General features: G+C 54.7%; 10 protein-coding genes and 3 pseudogenes. 5 read left to right on the top strand and 8 right to left on the bottom strand.

Annotated elements, in window-relative coordinates; translation table 11 throughout:
- Window positions 1-839 (bottom strand): annotated as a pseudogene (locus NH195_RS21270) (IS3 family transposase); the annotation flags it as partial.
- 172 nt (window positions 840-1011) lie between these two features.
- Between NH195_RS21270 and NH195_RS14440 the strand changes: the two are divergent.
- A complete protein-coding gene (locus NH195_RS14440; RefSeq protein ID WP_066708313.1) occupies window positions 1012-1392 on the top strand; it encodes a hypothetical protein in 381 nt (126 codons plus the stop codon).
- Between the two features lie 551 nt (window positions 1393-1943).
- Entirely contained in the window at window positions 1944-2693 is a 750-nt protein-coding gene (locus NH195_RS14435; RefSeq protein ID WP_066708312.1) for a glycosyltransferase family 2 protein, read from the top strand.
- Between the two features lie 221 nt (window positions 2694-2914).
- Here the strand turns inward: NH195_RS14435 and istB are convergent, their stop codons facing one another.
- The 3 genes and pseudogenes from istB to NH195_RS14420 all read right to left on the bottom strand — a co-directional run.
- Window positions 2915-3679: an IS21-like element helper ATPase IstB gene (gene istB / locus NH195_RS14430; protein ID WP_066708309.1), complete on the bottom strand. Its 765-nt coding sequence runs from the start codon at window positions 3677-3679 to the stop codon at window positions 2915-2917.
- Window positions 3676-5163 (bottom strand): IS21 family transposase, encoded by a 1488-nt coding sequence (istA, locus tag NH195_RS14425; protein WP_162265879.1) that lies wholly within the window; start codon window positions 5161-5163, stop codon window positions 3676-3678. The genes istB and istA overlap by 4 nt, the downstream gene beginning before the upstream one ends.
- 120 nt (window positions 5164-5283) lie before the next feature.
- Window positions 5284-6051: pseudogene (locus tag NH195_RS14420) on the bottom strand (transposase); the annotation flags it as partial.
- A gap of 557 nt (window positions 6052-6608) precedes the next feature.
- On the opposite strand from NH195_RS14420, the gene NH195_RS20920 reads away from it, so the two are divergent.
- On the top strand, window positions 6609-11018 hold the full coding sequence (locus NH195_RS20920; RefSeq protein WP_162265878.1) for a right-handed parallel beta-helix repeat-containing protein: 4410 nt from the start codon (window positions 6609-6611) through the stop codon (window positions 11016-11018).
- Between the two features lie 329 nt (window positions 11019-11347).
- Here the strand turns inward: NH195_RS20920 and NH195_RS14400 are convergent, their stop codons facing one another.
- From NH195_RS14400 to parS, 3 genes are all read right to left on the bottom strand, one after another.
- Window positions 11348-11608, bottom strand: coding sequence for a hypothetical protein (locus NH195_RS14400; protein WP_155846189.1), 261 nt, complete (start codon window positions 11606-11608; stop codon window positions 11348-11350).
- Between the two features lie 87 nt (window positions 11609-11695).
- Window positions 11696-12193 carry an RES family NAD+ phosphorylase gene (locus NH195_RS14395; RefSeq protein WP_066708285.1) on the bottom strand — a complete coding sequence of 166 codons (498 nt, stop codon included), beginning with the start codon at window positions 12191-12193 and terminating at the stop codon, window positions 11696-11698.
- Window positions 12190-12660 (bottom strand): type II RES/Xre toxin-antitoxin system antitoxin, encoded by a 471-nt coding sequence (gene parS, locus NH195_RS14390; RefSeq protein ID WP_066708282.1) that lies wholly within the window; start codon window positions 12658-12660, stop codon window positions 12190-12192. Before parS ends, NH195_RS14395 begins: the two co-directional genes overlap by 4 nt.
- 671 nt (window positions 12661-13331) lie before the next feature.
- Here parS and NH195_RS20915 point away from each other — a divergent pair.
- Window positions 13332-13589: pseudogene (locus NH195_RS20915) on the top strand (integrase core domain-containing protein); the annotation flags it as partial.
- A gap of 386 nt (window positions 13590-13975) precedes the next feature.
- Window positions 13976-14371, top strand: coding sequence for a DUF6634 family protein (locus NH195_RS14380; protein ID WP_155846188.1), 396 nt, complete (start codon window positions 13976-13978; stop codon window positions 14369-14371).
- Between the two features lie 575 nt (window positions 14372-14946).
- Here NH195_RS14380 and NH195_RS14375 read toward each other — a convergent pair.
- Entirely contained in the window at window positions 14947-16977 is a 2031-nt protein-coding gene (locus NH195_RS14375) for a site-specific integrase (RefSeq protein ID WP_155846187.1), read from the bottom strand.
- Window positions 16978-17063: the final 86 nt, after the last annotated feature.

Below are 17063 nucleotides of genomic sequence, written 5' to 3'. Positions count from 1 at the left end.
AATGCAGCCTTTGGGCGGCGCCCGGAAAGCTATGGCCATGTTCAATGCTCGGATCGCTAAGTCGCGTTTCATGCGATTGCTGACTGCCCAGCCGATCACCCGCCGAGAATGCAGGTCAAGAATAACAGCCAGGTAGAGCCATCCTTCTCGCGTCCAGACATAGCTGATGTCGCCCGCCCACTTCTGGTTCGGTTGATCGGCGTGGAAGTCCCGGTTCAGCAGGTTTGGCCCGATGTTGAACGCATGGTTGCTGTCCGTCGTGACCTTGTATTTCTTCGATCTTTCGACCCGGATGCCGTTCTCGCGCATCAAGCGGCCCACACGGCGATGACCGACGTCCAGACCGATCTCCTTCAACTCTTCGGTCATTCGCGGCCTGCCGTAGCTACCAAGGCTCAGGCGGGACTGTTCTTTGATGTGTGCAAGCGTGACCATATCAGATCGTTGTCTGCGACTGGCAGGGCGACTACGGAAGGCCCGCAAGCCACGTGTGCTGACGCCAACGACACTGCATAAACGGTTGGCTGGAAAATGGTTCCTGTGTTCCTCGACAAACCTAAATCTCATTGCTTTAGGCCCGCGAAGAACTGGGTGGCCTTTTTTAGGATTTCCCTCTCCTCCTTGAGAAGCCGGATCTCTCGTCGAAGCCGCTCATTCTCTTTGGCGAGGTCTAAATCCTCTTGTGAAACCACCTTCGTGTCTCGGTGTGCTGTGATCCATTTGTTCAGCGTCGACATGCCAACGCCCAGATCATCAGCCACCTGCTTGCGCGTCAACCCGCTGGTCAGCGCAATACGCACTGCATCTTGGCGAAATTCGTCCGTCCGTTTCAGTCCCATAGTCAGTCTCCTTTGTTCCAGTAAAGGCTATCAAAGGAGCGGCATCAAACCGTGACACGTCCAAATCACTCCTCAAATGTGGATAACCCCCGATAAATCAGGGTGGTCATCTTCCATTTTGAAAAGCTGCGCGTAGGTCGGGTGGAGAAAATCGACACTGAAAGGATGTAAAATGGATGAGTTGAGTTTGCGCAAGACCGTCACCCCCTGCAGCGGCGACGCTTGCCTGAGGCCTAAGACCAAGGGCGAAGAACCCTCTGAAGGATCAAGGGCGCAGGAAGAGACCGGTTGTTATCCGGGCGCTATTGATGTGATGGGGAACATTCCGGAGGGCAGCGAAACTGGAACCGTACATGACATGACCGAGACCAAATACGATGAGTTCTTAATGCTCCTCACCACCTTGTTGCCGGCTGAACTGTGCAAGGATCGCGACGCAATGTACAAGGCGATTATCGATTTTTCTTTTGTCGATCCGGAGAGTGCGAGGGCCCTTGCGAGGTTTGTAAATAGCATTCCCGAGGAGCTGTTTTACAGGGCGGCAGAAAGGTAGGCTCCTGTCGTTGCCTGCCCCTTCTGGCCATTACGCGATACCCATATATCGACACTGTATGGGTATCGAAACCGAGAGGTGGTCCCAGTCTTTTGACCAATTTGCGGCCTGATTTAAGGTGGATCTTGTCCATGAGCTGATTGAGGTCAGAGACGAGAAACGGATTCTGCGCCTGCAAAAGCAGATTCTGGCACCCAAGCTGCTGGTCCTCGAGTTCTCAGAAGGGACTGTGATGATGCAAGTCCCGAAAGAATCCCGTTGCATTTTCTTGTTGTGAGGCGGGGAGGAGGATGAGGTGATGCAGGAGAAAATGTCGCTTGCGGGACGATAATGGAAACCATGGATGCGGTGGTGAAGCGCAACGCGTCGAGCGAAAGGTTTATGCAACATTTGAAGCATTTTTCGATGGATCTTCTCGCGATATGATGGATAAAGTTGCAAATGCTTGATGACATCGGTCAACTGTATAATAAAAATTCACTTCTTCACTTTGGAAACCAAAGACGATAGGCAACGATAATAGTTACCGATGCCATTTTAAATATGATCTCATGAAAATCTCCATCATCACAGCCGTTTACAATCGTGAAGCGACGATCGGGCAGGCGCTTCAGAGTGTGGCCGAGCAGTCCTATGACAATGTGGAGCATTTGATCATCGACGGCGCCTCAACGGACCGGACACTCGACGAGGTCGAGCGTTTCAAGACGCCCAACATGCGCGTGATCAGCGAACCCGATGACGGCATCTATCACGCGTTGAACAAGGGGATCGATTTAGCGAGTGGGGATGTCGTCGGACTTATGCACAGCGATGACTTCTTCGCTCATACGGATGTCCTCAAACATGTCGCGCAGAAATTTTCGTCCTCATGGACAGATGCGGTCTATGGCGACCTCGATTATGTCTCGGCAAGTGACACAAACAAGGTGATCCGTCATTGGGTTGCGGGGCAGTATGCGTCAAGCAAATTGCGGCGTGGTTGGATGCCGCCACATCCGTCGCTTTTTCTTAGAAGCTCTGTCATGAAACGTTGGGGCGGATATGATACAAGCTTTCGCATTGCAGCGGATTACGACAGCATTTTACGCTATTTCGGACGCGGGAATATCTCGGCCGCATATTTGCCCGAGGTCTTGGTCAAAATGCGTGTCGGGGGCGAGAGCAATCGCTCTCTGGAACGGATACTCCGCAAAAGCAGCGAAGACTACCGCGCGCTGAAGAAAAATGAGGTTGGGGGTGTGGGCGCCCTGATCTGGAAAAACCTGAGCAAGCTTGGGCAATTTGTAAATAAAGGCTAGAGACAGACCATGACGAAACGCGCGCTTATCACCGGCATCACCGGGCAGGACGGGTGTCAACGGCGGAGTAAAAACCTACCAAAGGGCGGCGCAAAAGTAGACCACTTGTGGGTTGAGCGTGACGGCGCACAGAGCGCTGGCGGCCAGTCATCCGCGCTCCTCAAATAGCTGGCGGTTGACTGGCCGCCTTGGCCCGTAAGGGCCAAGTCCTGCCTTCGTGATCAGGAGATTTTGGTGGCTTTTCGCGCTTGGCTCTGAGCCAGGCGATAACTCTCGCCATTCATCTCGAGGATGTTGACGTGGTGGGTCAGCCGGTCGAGGAGCGCGCCGGTGAGGCGCTCGGTGCCAAAGGTTTCCGTCCATTCATCGAAGGGCAAGTTGCTGGTGATCAGCGTGGCCCCGCGCTCGTAGCGTTGCGAGATCAACTCGAAGAGCAGCTCGGCACCGGTTTTGGAGAGAGGGACGAAGCCCAATTCGTCGATGATCAGCAGCTTGGCGTTGGCGACTTGCTTCTGAACCCGCAGTAGGCGGCGCTCGTCGCGCGCCTCCATCAGTTCGTTGACTAGGGCAGCGGCGGTGGTGAAGCTGACGGTCATTCCTTTCTGGCAAGCGGCGAGCCCCAGGCCGAGGGCAACGTGGGTTTTGCCGGTACCGCTCGGCCCAAGAGCAATTACGTTCTCGCGCCGTTCGATCCAGTCGCAGCGCGCCAGCTCCAGCACCTGCATCTTGTTGAGCTTGGGGATTGCCTTGAAGTCGAAGCTATCTAGGCTTTTGGTGGCCGGGAACTTGGCCGTCTTGATGCGGCGCTCGACCATCCGTCGCTCGCGATCGATCAGTTCCAATTCCACCAGGCGGGTCAGGAACTGAACGTGGTCCACCCCCTCGGCGGCGCATTGGCGCGCAACCTTCTGATACTCACGCAGGAATGTCGGAAGCTTCAGCTTCTTGAGGTGATGCTCCAGCAGGATCTCGGGGACATGGGTCATTCCGCAGCCTCCGACATCAGGGACATGTAGCTGGCCGCGGAGGTCGTCTCGACCCGCGCCCGTGGCAGGTAAGGGTACACCTCGAGGTCGAGCCGTGGTGGTCGCTTCTCGACCTGACACAGAACCAGATGCTTCACAGCATCAAAGCCGACCGCGCCCATCTTCAAGGCCTGTTTTACGGCGGTGTGTAGCTCCTCCATGCCGAAGGTCTCCAGAAGGCGCAGCACCTGGACATACTCGCGGCGCCCTGCCTTCAGCATGCGCGCTTCCATCAGGCGGCGCAGCGTGTCGAACTCGTCTGGCAAGCCCCACTCTGCAAGAGGCGCGGCCTGATCCAGGGCATTGATCTTGCGTTCGATCAGCGGGAGGTAGTGGATCGGGTCGAACACCATGTCCTCGCGCGCGTAGCACCGCGGATGGCGTGCGATCACGTCCCCACGGCAACCAATCACCACCTGATCGACATAGGCCCGTACCCAGACATCCTGATGGCCATAGGCCACGGGGACCGAGTAATCGTTGGTGTCGTAGCGGACCAAAGACTGGGAACTCACCCGACCGCTGGCCTGTGCGCAGGTCTCAAAGGGAGCGGCTGGCAAGGGGCGCATCTCGGCCAGATCCAGTTGCAAACGCGAGCCGATGGTCTCCGTGTGCCCCCGGAGCATATCGTTCTGACGAGCGAGACACTGCTCTTCGAGATAGGCGTTGAAGCTCTCCCAGTCCGGGAAGCGGGGGATCGGCACCATGTGGTTGCGACGGGCATAGCCGACCATCCCCTCGACATTCCCTTTGTCGTTGCCTTTACCGGGCCGTCCGTAGCGGTCTCGGTAAAGGTAGTGCGACAACAGCCCGCTGAACAGCGTGGCACGCACTCGTGTGCCATCGGGCTGGATCTTCGAGACCAAGCAACGGTCGTTGTCGTAGAGCACCGACTGCGGCACCCCGCCAAAGAAGGCAAAGGCATGCACATGGCCGTCCATCCAGGCTTCCGCCGTCGCCGCCGGATAGGCTCGCACGAAATAGGCATCGCTGTGCGGCAAATCCAGGACGAAGAAGTGGGCCTTTTGCTCAACGCCCCCGATCACAATCACCGCTTCGCCAAAATCGGCCTGCGCATGGCCCGGCGGATGCGACAGCGGCACGAACATCTCACGGCTGCGCCGGTCACGCTGCCGAACGTAATCCTTGATGATCGTATACCCTCCGGTAAACCCGTGCTCCGCCCGAAGCCGCTCGTGGATCCGCTTCGCCGTGTGGCGCTGCTTGCGAGGCACAGTCTTGTCCTCTTCAAGCCAGCTATCGATGATCTCGGTAAATCCATCAAGCTTCGGCCGCTTGATCGCCTTCGTGCGCCGGTACCCCGGCGGCGACGAGAACGCCAAAATCTTGCGAACAGTGTCGCGCGAGATGTTGAAATGCCGCGCAAGCTCCCGCTGGCTCATCCCCTCGCTGCGCGCCAGCCTGACCTTCCTGTAAAGTTCCACGGTGTAAATCTCCTCGCCCTCCTTGCTGCCGCAAGAAGGGAAAAAGTGGACGACTTTTACGCCGCCCGCACCGTCAATATGGCGGCGCTACCGTGGTCTAATTTTGCACCGCCGTTCTCACATGGTCTTGGTCGAACCAACCTCGGCCTGCCGGGTCGACCTGGTGGCCTCGACGTCCACGATGACGCCGTGATCCGTATCGATCAGGTAGTTGTCGGAATAGCTGAAGAATGCCGGCCCCTTACGGGCGGCAGTCCATTGGCTTGCAGGGTCGGAATGGGACGTGAACTTGGGCTGCACCTCGCTGGCGGCGCCAAACGCGGCCTCATCCAGGGTGTCGAGATACTCGCGAACGGCCCGCGGGGCATCAGCGGGATCGACCTGCGCCGGGTCCCAATCTTCCTTCGGTGTCGAGTTCTGCTTGTTGGCATCGGCTTCGATCAGGCTCGCATCGACGGCCATGCGCTGGCCGCTGACGAGGCCTTCCTCGATACACCGCGCGACGGTCTTCTCGAACAGGTGCCGCAGAAGTTCGCTCTCGCGGAAACGCCCGTGCCGGTTCTTAGAGAAAGTCGAGTGGTCAGGGACGCGATCGCTGAGATCGAGGCGGCAAAAACACCTATAGGCCAGGTTCAGATGCACCTCCTCGCACAGCCGCCGCTCGGACCGGATACCAAAGCAATAGCCCACCAGTAGCATCCGGATCAGAAGCTCGGGATCGATGGATGGGCGGCCGGTGTGACTGTAGAAATCCGCCAGATGGACGCGAATGCTATCCAAGTCGACAAACCGATCAATCGAGCGCAACAGGTGATCTTGGGGAACATGATCTTCCAGCGAGAACTCGTAGAAAAGGGCCGCCTGTACTTCTTGTCTCGCTCCCATCATCGCTCAATCCTCCAACTGGTATGGAAAATTGAATCAGCAACTTACACTTCGATCAAGCACGAGTTTTTCAACAAAATAGGCCCATAGCGGACATTCAAGATCAACTCGATCGCTGCGGCGCGGCTTTAAAAAGCGGCCCTAAATGAGGCATGGCAAAACGCTAGGTTTTTCGGTTGCGCAGGCCTTTTGGTGCAAGATTTTAGTTTTGATTGGGGCTTCAATCTCAACGTGCTTGAGGCCATCGGCACTAATTGGATGCCGATGGCGCTGTCGCAATACGGCAAGTCGTAGGGGGCTGGATTAAAACTCAGGTCCGCTCTGGCTTGCGTTCATCACCGTGTCGAGGAAGGCGGCGAATTCGGCGGCTCGGTCTTTGCCGAGGCGGAGCTAGAAGTCGTTGTTGAGATAGTCGACGCTGGAGAGCGTTAGCTGGTAGTCCTTGAGCGATGATGTGGGCGGCTCGCACAGCCGCCGCCACACCGAACGCCCGTCCAATGTTCTTGACTCACCGTGGGTGAGGCAAGACGCTACAGGAAATTTCAGAGATAGGTTTTAACGTGTCACGAATTCACACAGTCTCTCCGCAACACGGTGTTTCAGCCCTCCACGATACGCTCGCCGCCGCCGCGCCAGGGGATACGGTGTCACTCGCCGAGGGGACCTTCGTGCTTGATACAACGGTGCGTATTCCCGATGGTGTCACCTTGTCCGGTGCGGGGCTTGGGCTGACCGTTCTCACCCATGACTTCGACGGTCCCGCCATTGAAGCTCGCAATGTATCGAACGTTCGGCTGAGCGATTTGTCTATCAGGTCCACGGCGAAGAACATCCGTTTGCGAGAGTTGCCGGAACATGAGGCAATCGCTGAAGAAGATTGGGGGGATCGTTACCTCCATTGGGGCATCGTGTTTTTCGACGCCTGTGCGGAGGTGAGCGCCGAGAATGTCGAAATCTCAGGGACGCGGGATGCCGAGAGATTAAGGGGACTGGTCGCGCACTTTTGCACGGGGCTTTCGCTGACGAAGCTAACTGTGCAGGGTATGGACGGCAGTGCGGTGACTTTGTTCTCGTCTTCCGGTTGTGGCGTGGAGAGCTGTAAGTTGGGCCGAACTGGAGGGAATGGATTGGGGGTGGCTCCCAGTGTTCTTCATCCGAACCTTCCCTCCCGCGCCGTTTTGCGAGACAACGCATGCTACGAAAACACCGGTGCAGGCATCGTGTTGTGGTCCAGTGACAGTGACGAGATTTCGGGCAATCAATGCTGGGGGAATAGCGCGAATGGTATTGCTCTAACTCGCCAGGATGCTTCGCCTGATGACCCCTCCCGCGCCGTTTTGCGAGACAACGCATGCTACGAAAACACTGGGGCAGGCATCTCGTTGTTGTCCAGTGAAAGTGACGAGATTTCGGGCAATCAATGCTGGGGGAATAGCACGAATGGTATTGATCTAGCTCGCAGCGAAGCTTCGCCTGATCATCCCTCCCGCGCCGTTTTGCGAGACAACGCATGCTACGAAAACACCGGTGAAGGCATCGTGTTGTGGTCCAGTGACAGTGACGAGATTTCGTGCAATCAATGCTGGGGGAATAGCAACTCTGGTATTAGTCTAAATCGCAGCCCTGAGTCGCCGGATGATCCCTCCCGCGCCGTTTTGCGAGACAACGCATGCTACGAAAACACTGGGGCAGGCATCATGTTGTGGTCCAGTGAAAGTGACGAGATTTCGGGCAATCAATGCTGGGGGAATAGCGCGAATGGTATTGGTCTAGATCGCAGCGATGCGTCGCCGGATGATCCCTCCCGCGCCGTTTTGCGAGACAACGCATGCTACGAAAACACCGGTGCAGGCATCGTGTTGTGGTCCAGTGACAGTGACGAGATTTCGGGCAATCAATGCTGGGGGAATAGCAACTCTGGTATTAGTCTAAATCGCAGCCCTGAGTCGCCGGATGATCCCTCCCGCGCCGTTTTGCGAGACAACGCATGCTACGAAAACGTTGGGTCAGGCATCGTATTGTGGTCCAGTGAAAGTGACGAGATTTCGGGCAATCAATGCTGGGGGAATGAGTGGGCCGGAATTCGTCTCGGTAGGCGGCGAAGTGTCGATGAACCTTCCCGCGCCACTCTTTCGAGAAACATTTTAGCTGAGAACCAATTTTCCATCGTTGCTGCGATCGGAGACTTTGTGGATGGTGAGGGCAATCAGGCCTTCAGAAACGGGCATGCTCCTCGGCGCCTGAATTTGGAGGGGTTTGGGGGCGGTCCGCTTGATCTCGATGTCTCCACGCGGCCAATTTCGGATGAGGAGCTTTTGGAGCTGAAGCGGGAGGGGCTTCCCGCAACGCCGTTGGCGCGTCTTTTGGAGGCGAAGGGTATTGAGCAGCCCGATACGCTCGCCCGTTTCCTGATCGGCAGAGGCGCATTGGGTGATCTCAAAAAATGGCTGGGCGTGGAACCCGAGCCTCCTCAGGACAAGGCGGCTCCCGACATTCCCGATGGTGGCACCTTTGAACTGCGTGAGGTTAGAGATCCGGATCTGGGAGGCACCCCTGTGATCCGCATGAAGAAGATCTCTGGTAAGGGTCTTCGAAGCGCGGTCTGGGACCGCGTGGCCCGCCACGTCGTGAATGATAAGCCGGGCGTGCATGTGATCGGGGCGTTCGGGGATCATGGCACCGACATTGATCGTTTGATCGAAGAGTTCCCACAGGTGAACGGGTTCGATCTGTCCCGAGCCAAGACTGGCGCAGAGATCCCATCTGGTCGGTCGAGTCTGATCTCTCATCTCCCGGCCTCGGGTCAACGCCTTGGACGTCCATTGGTTTATGACTGCACAAAGCGCAGTGCGGACGCTTTGGCCAAAGAGCCTGTCGGTCGTCCGTTTCTCGAACCCGAGCCCCCGTCAGGCAAGCGCTTTGTCATTGAGTGGCTCCGTTTTGTGCTCGGGTCACGCAAGTTGATGTCGCGGTCCTTCGGCGTTGTGGCCCTTGTGTTTGCCGTTGCTGTCTGCGTCGGGTGGTGGAAAGGCTTCGAAACACCTTTTGCCGATCCGCTGGGGGCGATCTCATTCGCACTCGCGGCCAATGTTCTGGATTTTCAATTTGCCGATGTGCTCGAAATTGTTCTCTCGCTTGCCGCAGGTCTTGGAGTGACCGCCGCTGTATTCTGGCTGAACAAATTCGTTCCATCCCATCTTCGCATCTCCCTCAGGACGTCTGATCCTCTTCCACGGGCCAGACGAGAGGGGCCGTGGAAAGAGTGGGTTCGCCGCCGCGTGTTCGGGAGTGGGAGTATCAACCTGATTGTGCTTCGAGACCAGCAGGAGTGGTTTCAAGACGATCGTGTCGCGCTTAACGAAATTCTAGGGATGTGCCCAGAGGACGAGACATTGATCGTCGTCGTCGAAGCCCCGACCCGCGCCCAGCTCGATCGCAGCCTTTTCAGGGCATTGAGTGACGCTGAGGATGAACTATCGGGACCTGACCGGGTCGAGGTTGTGGCGTGTCTCGGTCCTGAACCTGAACTTCTGAATCTCGATACTATTGGAGAGGGGACTGAGGTTGAAGGCCTTCTCGGATTGCGAAAGGCAGAGCCGGCGAGAGCCGAGCGCGTAAAAGCCACGATACTTGTGCCCGATTTCACAGTCAGTGATCTCATTCCAATGTTGGCGCTTGGCTCAACCTATATGAACGGGTTTGAGATTTCGCGGCTGGCTGATGAGAGATTCAGCAAATTCGGCCCCGAATTCTCTGAGAAGTTCAGTGGGTTTGGACGTGTCTTCGAAGGCCGATCCGATTTCCGCGCCGACCTTGAAAAAGAAGTTGAACGTTTAAATGCCTGGATCGACGAAGCGCGAGATGCTGACGCTTGCGTGCTTTATAAGGACGTCGAAAACCGCACCACAACATATCACGTGATCGGTCGCTATCAGCGCCGGCAAGCACTCATCGAGGCTCTTGCGACTGATCGAGATCTGTTTGCGGGAACTCCGGCGGATCTCCGCGACTATGTACATGGCATGTTGACCTGCGGCTATATCGCAGCATTGGAGAAGGCCTGCGACGCGCTCATCGATGACGGTCGGCACAAGGTGTCTGCCGCAGCTGCGTTTTCAGCGCTATATTCGGCATTGATTTTGCGCAAGGAACTAGGAGCGATGTCGCAATCCGACCATGATCGCCGCTTGGTGTTTGGCGACCCAGTATTGAACAAAGCACTTTCCGCAGTGGATGGATGCGCTCTTCCGATCGATGCTCAGGATTTAATGGGCGCGAAATTGTATGCGCTGAGTAGGCATTTCCGGACGGACAAATTTGAGCCGACTGAGCCTAAATCAGGCGGAGCGGGAAAAGCGTTCGGCAAGGAAATTAGTAAGTGCGAGCGACTGTTCGACAGTCTTGATAGGACTTTGGCGCGCCAAGTCGCGGACAGGCGCCTGCAGCCTTTGATGCGATTGTTGCCCGTCAAGGATCGTGACCTGCTGATAGAATATATCGACAAACTAGAAAAGCGAGGCAGACACCTTGCGGCATATTTCGGAACGTCCAAGACTGCCGAAGATGTGGTTGGGGTTTTTAAGGACCATCAGGCGATGTCTGATGACGCAGCACTGGCTACGCTGCTTTCTCAAATGGCGCGGGCTATCGAGAATGAAGAGCAAGGGGTTTCGTTCGCGAGTTTCCTCGATGAACATAAAGTGCATTTCACAGAGTTTTCGGGGAAGGCAAAATCTCAAGGATATGCGGCAAACCCAGAGCTCGGTTTCTATGACCTACTTGGTGCTCTCGCCACCTGTTTGGAAACTCGGAACCGCAACGCGCCGAATATGATTGAGGGTTCTGACGATACATTTTCGCACTACGATTTGATGTTCGGGAATCTGGCCGAACTCGATGACAGTGCCCGAAAATTGCATCGGATAGAGTTGGTCTCAGAATTTCAGACCATACAGGCAAGAGTTCAGTAATCCCCCCTAAATTTTGGAGGCGCGTATCATTGGGAGGTTAGGTACTAACGGTTCCCGAAACGCGTCAACCTGCCGGCTTCTTCGTGTGAATTTCGCTGAAATTGGCCCAGAGTCCTTTCGATGTGTGAGCCTGAAAATCATCGAGGGTTGCGAAATGATATTGCTCATTCAGAATTGTTCCCGATGCCGCTCACCAAAGGAGATTTGCAGCGATAATCGCTTGAATGGCGAACGTCGCAGAAATTAGAATACGGAGAACAAGGAACCCGCCGCCCGCACTGCCAACATGGCGGCGCGACAGTGGTCTCATTTTGCACCGCCGTTCTCGGCTAGTGATATCGCTTCGAAAACGCGACATAGAACGCGTTCGGGGATTGGCCGAACGCGTTCTCGAAGGCAGTCTCCCAAGACTCGCCCTTGCCCAAATCCTCGAATACTTGACCGAAGGGCAAAATGCCGTGTCCTTCGATCAGGTCTGCCGCAGCTATTGTCCCTACGCGATAAACGTCGTCACGCGCTGTTTCCAAAGCGTCCATTGTTTCCAAGCCTGAAAGGTTCGGCAACGAACGATCGGAATACTTGCTGAGCATGATCGTAACTTAAACCAAACAGCCTCCGGCAAACCCGGAGCGGTTCAAACTACCGCATTTGGGAAAATGGCATTCACCATAAATGTTTCAGGGCTGCAGACGTGGATCCAGAGCGAAGCGTTCTTGGGTTATATCATCGTAGTCTGTCGCTGGTTTTGTCGCATCGAAAATCAGGTTCCAGCTCTGTTTCGAAACGGCACTTGGAATCAGGATGAAACGGTGGTCCCTCAGAAGTTCATCTCCATACTGCTGTTGGTTCTGATTTGGGGCACATGGGTATAACCAATTTGGGTTGGGAACATCATCCGGCCACACGATGTGGATACCCTTTAGGTCGACAATGCGGCCAGACGTCAAGACATGCGGCTGCGTATCAAGGACACGAAACCCCTTATGCACGGCGACCTCCAGAGTCGCGGTGGACGGATCAATCGACGCGTAGATCGCTCGCGTGCCGGGCGAATTCCACCTGCCGCCCACCCGGAAACTCCCTTCTCCGGTGTTCCAGGTCGCGGCGTGCCCTTCAGCGTCCAATCGCCAGAAGCGGATCTCCCCTGTCCCCAGCGGGGGAGGCAGTGGCGTCATGCATAAACTCCGTACTCGATACGCGTCAGATAGTCCTCAACGGCCTCCACTCCGACGGCCGTGCTGAGCAGATCGATCGGCCGACGCTGATCGAGACCGATCGCAGGCGTGTTCAACCACACCTCTGCCTCCGCCTTGGAGCCGAAAATCTCGGAAGCTCGACCGAGGATCTCCGCGAATTTCCAGGTCCGGTTGCTCTGGTCAACGCTCAGCACGGCGTCCGGAGCATCTTTTTTGCGACGCTGAAGTGTTCTCACGCTGATCCCGATGGCCTTTTCCAGAACGGAATCTGCGGCCAGCAAGGCGACTTCGGAAGTGAGATGCAGCAGGGCAGCCGAGGGCAATCCCAACATCAGAATGTCGTGCGCTTCCAAGTTGTTGCGCACCTGCTTCCGAATGGTTTCCCTTCCACCCAGCAAGGCATAGGTGCGAGCAATGTCGTGTTCAACTGATACTGTCTGGGTCATATCACTCCCTCAATGCGACATGTGTCGTGATATATATGACACATGACGCATATGATTTCAAGGTCGGTTACAGCGCTTGGCCTCTCTTCATTGCTATCCTCCCTTAGCCCGCGAGTCCTCAAGGTTCTGCGCGAGAAGGATGCACAGGCTTTAGTCATCAAACCCCACAGCGAATTCCTGAGGCCCCGGCGGTAAGTGGTCGCCCTTCAGCCCATGCCGACCGCCAAAAAGCGATCAAGTTCACTTTTGGCGGGTCAGGGGGATCGATCAAAAACGATGGCTTTTGACAGCGTTAAATCCTGAAAGCCGGCGTTGGTATTGGGGTAAAGAAATGGCGCCTTGTCCGCTGAGCCGACCTTTACCATCCGATTTCGTTGCGCGAGCCACGGGCCTATTGCGACCTTCCGTCACTTTTTGAGGAAAGCGGACATGCGGCGGTGCAGCGCCGTGGCTGGCCTGTCAGGACCATCGGCATTGCGATCACCGTCAAATAACTCATCCCCGGATGGGCATGCGCCTGCCAGAACAAGCCGGTGGCGCCAAGGATCAGAGCAACCAGCAAAAGAGTGCCATTGCCAATCGGGCCGCCCAAGATCATGAACACCGACAGTCATATGATAGAAACCAGTTCTCGGATGGTTTAACACAAACACTGATCGACCTTTCGATCGGGTGTGCGCATATCAATGGCTGGCAAGGGGCATTCAGCGGGCTTACGCCGCACCACTGGCGCGACGGTCCCTCTTCATCTCGACAACATTTTCGTGGCACGGCTCTGGCGGAGCCTAAAATACGAATGCGTCTACCTACACGCCTGGGAAACAGGATCAGAGGCGAGGGCCGGTGTCGGCAAGTGGGGCGCCTTCTACAACCGCAAACGTCCCCATTCTGCCCTTGGCGGTACCCCCCAGCCGTGGCTTATTGGCTGAGAAAAGAAAAAACCCAACCCGATCAGCAGGGGTAGCGAGTAGCTTAATTTACGCCAGATTCTGTCTAGGAGATGGAAGTAGCTCATTGTCGTGAGTCAAGATGTTTCCGGCAATGACGTTTCGATTTTTTCAGTAGGAGTTTTGAAACGTTTATTTTTCGCAATTTTTCTTTGGCGTAGATTGCTCAAATAAGCGGCAAGCATTCTCTTTTTGTTCTTTATTTTTCGCAAAGATGTTCCGTGTCGCTCGTACATACATGGTTAGACATATGGCGCTTCCTGTCTCCTTGCTCATGTTGCACAGTTCAAATTTTACCTATTCCGTCCCGTGAAAATCTAATGGTGCAACGGCCTGTGCAGTTCGCATGAAGCATGGAGGGGGCTACTTTGGCACGACGGTATACGACTGAGCTTGTCTCTCTGTACAATCAGGCTCTTGATGCAGTGGAGCAGCGCGATAAATTTGACTTGGGAGCAGCTCCGGTTCTGACCGGATATGTGTCTGTAAAGGTGCCAACGGGTCGGATCTTCATGTTTGGAAATGCCACCGACCACCCACTCTTAGGGAATACGTTGATCTCCACATCTGATCTCGTATGGCTCGACCATGATGTCAAAATCGCACGCACGGTGTCGCGTTTTTACCGGATTGAGGCAAAAGCCGATTTTCCCAAAGGAAGCCTCGTCGCGGCAGGATATCTTTGGGGGCGCGTTCTTGGTGACGAAGAGTTGCAATGCATGCTGCGAGAAAACGCCGATCGATTTCGAAAACTTATGAATTAATGCGCTGCCTGTGCGACGTCTCCCCATTCTTGGAAAATCTCCGGCCTGATTTTCTTTTCATTTCGGTTTGGGGCAGGCGGCGTCAGTGCCCCTGCGCCATAAAATGTAGAGCCCCAATTGAGCGTCCATATGGCACAAATCGTGCGATTGATCGAAGCCACTGTGCCGCACTTTGCGGCAGAGCAGCAAGTTCTACGTTGGAGCGGAGAGGAGTTTGGCCCGCAGACCAGAGTCGTGGTTTCTATCGAGAAGGAAGTTCGAGAGTTCGTGCGATTTAGAAGCTTTGATATACAAAATTATGTCCCGAATTTAGGCAGATATCGACCATCGAGTCCTTGGATTCTTTATCGTAAGAACCTGAAGTCATTGGCGCTATTTGAGCATTTCAGCATCGACAGAAATTTTGGTCTCTTCAACTCCGATGCTCAGTTCCGCAGTGAATGGGTTTATGCTAATAGATCTGCTCAGGTGCTCTTCAGGTCGCGTCGAAACACTTGTTAGATATGTCCCGCATGTTTTTGTTGTGCGGAACTATGCTTCACGCGAAGGCCCGAAGAGCCGCGGGTTACTCACAGTCACATCAAGCGCGGCAGCCTTTCAATCGCGTCGCGCTTCACGCTAAGGGGAGTTTCGTCGCGATAAGTCGATGTGTTTGTTCCTTCTTTCTCATCGTTGTCGATGTGACCGATGATATCGGTCCGGGTCACGTCAAGAACGCCATTGCTGTGTAACAGCGTGTGGTTGACGTAATGTCTCAAACTATGAATACAAAGCTTGCGCGGATTGCCATGCAGGGAAATCTGCATCGCCTTGCGCCAGGTGTCGTCGAAACGTTCGCCAAACTTTTCCACTGACATCGCCAGATCTTCAGTATTCGAGCGCTTAGATCCGTTGCGTGGTACAGGAACGACGTCAGGAAACAGGAGGTTATGGCCCTTTCCGGCAATAGACTTAACGTAGTCCAAGAAACCGAGCTCGATCAGGTGAGAATGGATAGGAACGGTGCGCGTACGCTTGTCATCCTCCTGGCAATCTGGGTCTTCTCCCTTGATGCCGCGGTAAGCGTTGGCCTGGATCACAAAGCACGGGACGCCTTCAATGTTTTCTACATCAGAAGGTAACATACCTGCAATTTCAGCTCGCCGGGCACCTGTGTAACCAAGGATGAGAGGGATCCAAAATTTGCCATCTTTCAAAATCTTTGTTCCTGGTTCATGGCGCCGTCCAGCGGAGCGTGCGCCAGTCCAGATGGTGTGGGAAAACAGTTGGCGCGCCTCTTCCTTGCGGAAAACCGCGCGCGATTTGTGTTTGTTGCGGGATGACTTCTTTTTCGGCTTCAGGTCTTTTGTGTTGAGATCTGTAAGGGAAATGCCTTCTGCACGTGCCCGAGCAATCAGCAACTCCATCGACTTTACGTGCCGCCTCCGGGTACTGGAATCTAGGCCAAGTTCAGCGGGAGCCATATGTTTGGCATTCATATAAACTTCGTCAACTGTTCGGTGCAAATCTTTGGAAGAACGCAAAAAGTTCTTCGGAAACTTCTGCAAGTTGTCAGCCCAAAATGTCAGATGCGCCTGCCGAATTTCAGTGACTTTGGAGAGCCCGGTGATGAACATGAAGCGTCTAATATCTGATCCTCGTTGCTGTTTGACAGCTTTGCTCATGTTATTATCAACTGCGGTGCGCCAGAAGACGTGTGCGATGTCATCGGTCCATTCGTCTGGTGAAGCGTTTTCGGCTTGGTCTTGCACCTTGGAGAAGTAATCTTCTAGTTTTTTCAAAGTAGTAAGTGGTTCTGTTAAGGTTTTATGTGAACTCTCTCTTGCTTCTTCCATACGATGGGGCACCGGCTTTTCCAAAGGCGCGGATACGGGTGTCGTCGGAATTGCGTTGGCCTGGGAGAGATTTCCAGCGGTGACGCAAGATTCTGAATTCGTCATAAATTTGTTAGCGGGGGTGGGTGGCGCCGATGTTTCTTCTTTGAACGGCGCCCGCGAACCCTGTCGAAAATCCTGAAGTGCCTGAAGGCGAGCACGGAAATGCGCAGCGCGAAGCTGCGCAAGATGTTCTTCATCTTTAATGACATCACTCGTCAGAGACGCGTAGATCGAGCACAGTTGATCTCCCGTCGCTGCTGAAAGTGCCTTGCGGCTTTCAATTTCATAAAGATGGAGGGTCGCCTTCAAGGTCTCCTCATCCCACTCGGGATCAATCTTCTCGACCGGAAACCTTTTTCGAATACCTTGCTCGAGAAAACTCTCGTAAATAATTGGCAATACAGACAATGAGCGCTCATTATCTGCGGAAAACCTTCCTTTCATCCGCGCGAAGTTGATCTGACGGTTCAGATCGGAAACGCACTTCTGGAGATAATGTTCGAAGTATCTGGACACAATTTTGTCAGGGAGTGCAGGCGTTAACAGTACAAAGCTATCGAACATTTGGTCGAACTCCAACTTGAGGCGTTCAAGCCATGTATGCGCAAGATTTCGATCTGTCGTCCCCAATGCCAAAAAAATTGGAGAAAGAAATGTGGATAACCCTGGAACCCGCCGGCGAAAGTAGAAGCGATTCCGTTTGCAGTAGAGATATTTCTGCTGTGTCAAAGTGGACCTCTGTGATGAGGCCATCGCATATGAAACGACTTACAACCAGCGCTTTGTGAACCTTTTGTGAGACGCCAGTGAGACGA

The organism is Celeribacter ethanolicus, from assembly GCF_001550095.1.
Lineage (GTDB): Bacteria > Pseudomonadota > Alphaproteobacteria > Rhodobacterales > Rhodobacteraceae > Celeribacter > Celeribacter ethanolicus.
This window is presented reverse-complemented; position numbering and strand designations above follow the sequence as displayed.

Coding starts and splice junctions, on each gene's coding strand:
- NH195_RS14435 (WP_066708312.1), top strand. CDS start 1,944: ATGAAAATCTCCATCATCACAGCCGTTTACAATCGTGAAGCGACGATC.
- istB (WP_066708309.1), bottom strand. CDS start 3,679: ATGACCCATGTCCCCGAGATCCTGCTGGAGCATCACCTCAAGAAGCTG.
- NH195_RS14400 (WP_155846189.1), bottom strand. CDS start 11,608: ATGCTCAGCAAGTATTCCGATCGTTCGTTGCCGAACCTTTCAGGCTTG.
- NH195_RS14395 (WP_066708285.1), bottom strand. CDS start 12,193: ATGACGCCACTGCCTCCCCCGCTGGGGACAGGGGAGATCCGCTTCTGG.
- NH195_RS14440 (WP_066708313.1), top strand. CDS start 1,012: ATGGATGAGTTGAGTTTGCGCAAGACCGTCACCCCCTGCAGCGGCGAC.
- parS (WP_066708282.1), bottom strand. CDS start 12,660: ATGACCCAGACAGTATCAGTTGAACACGACATTGCTCGCACCTATGCC.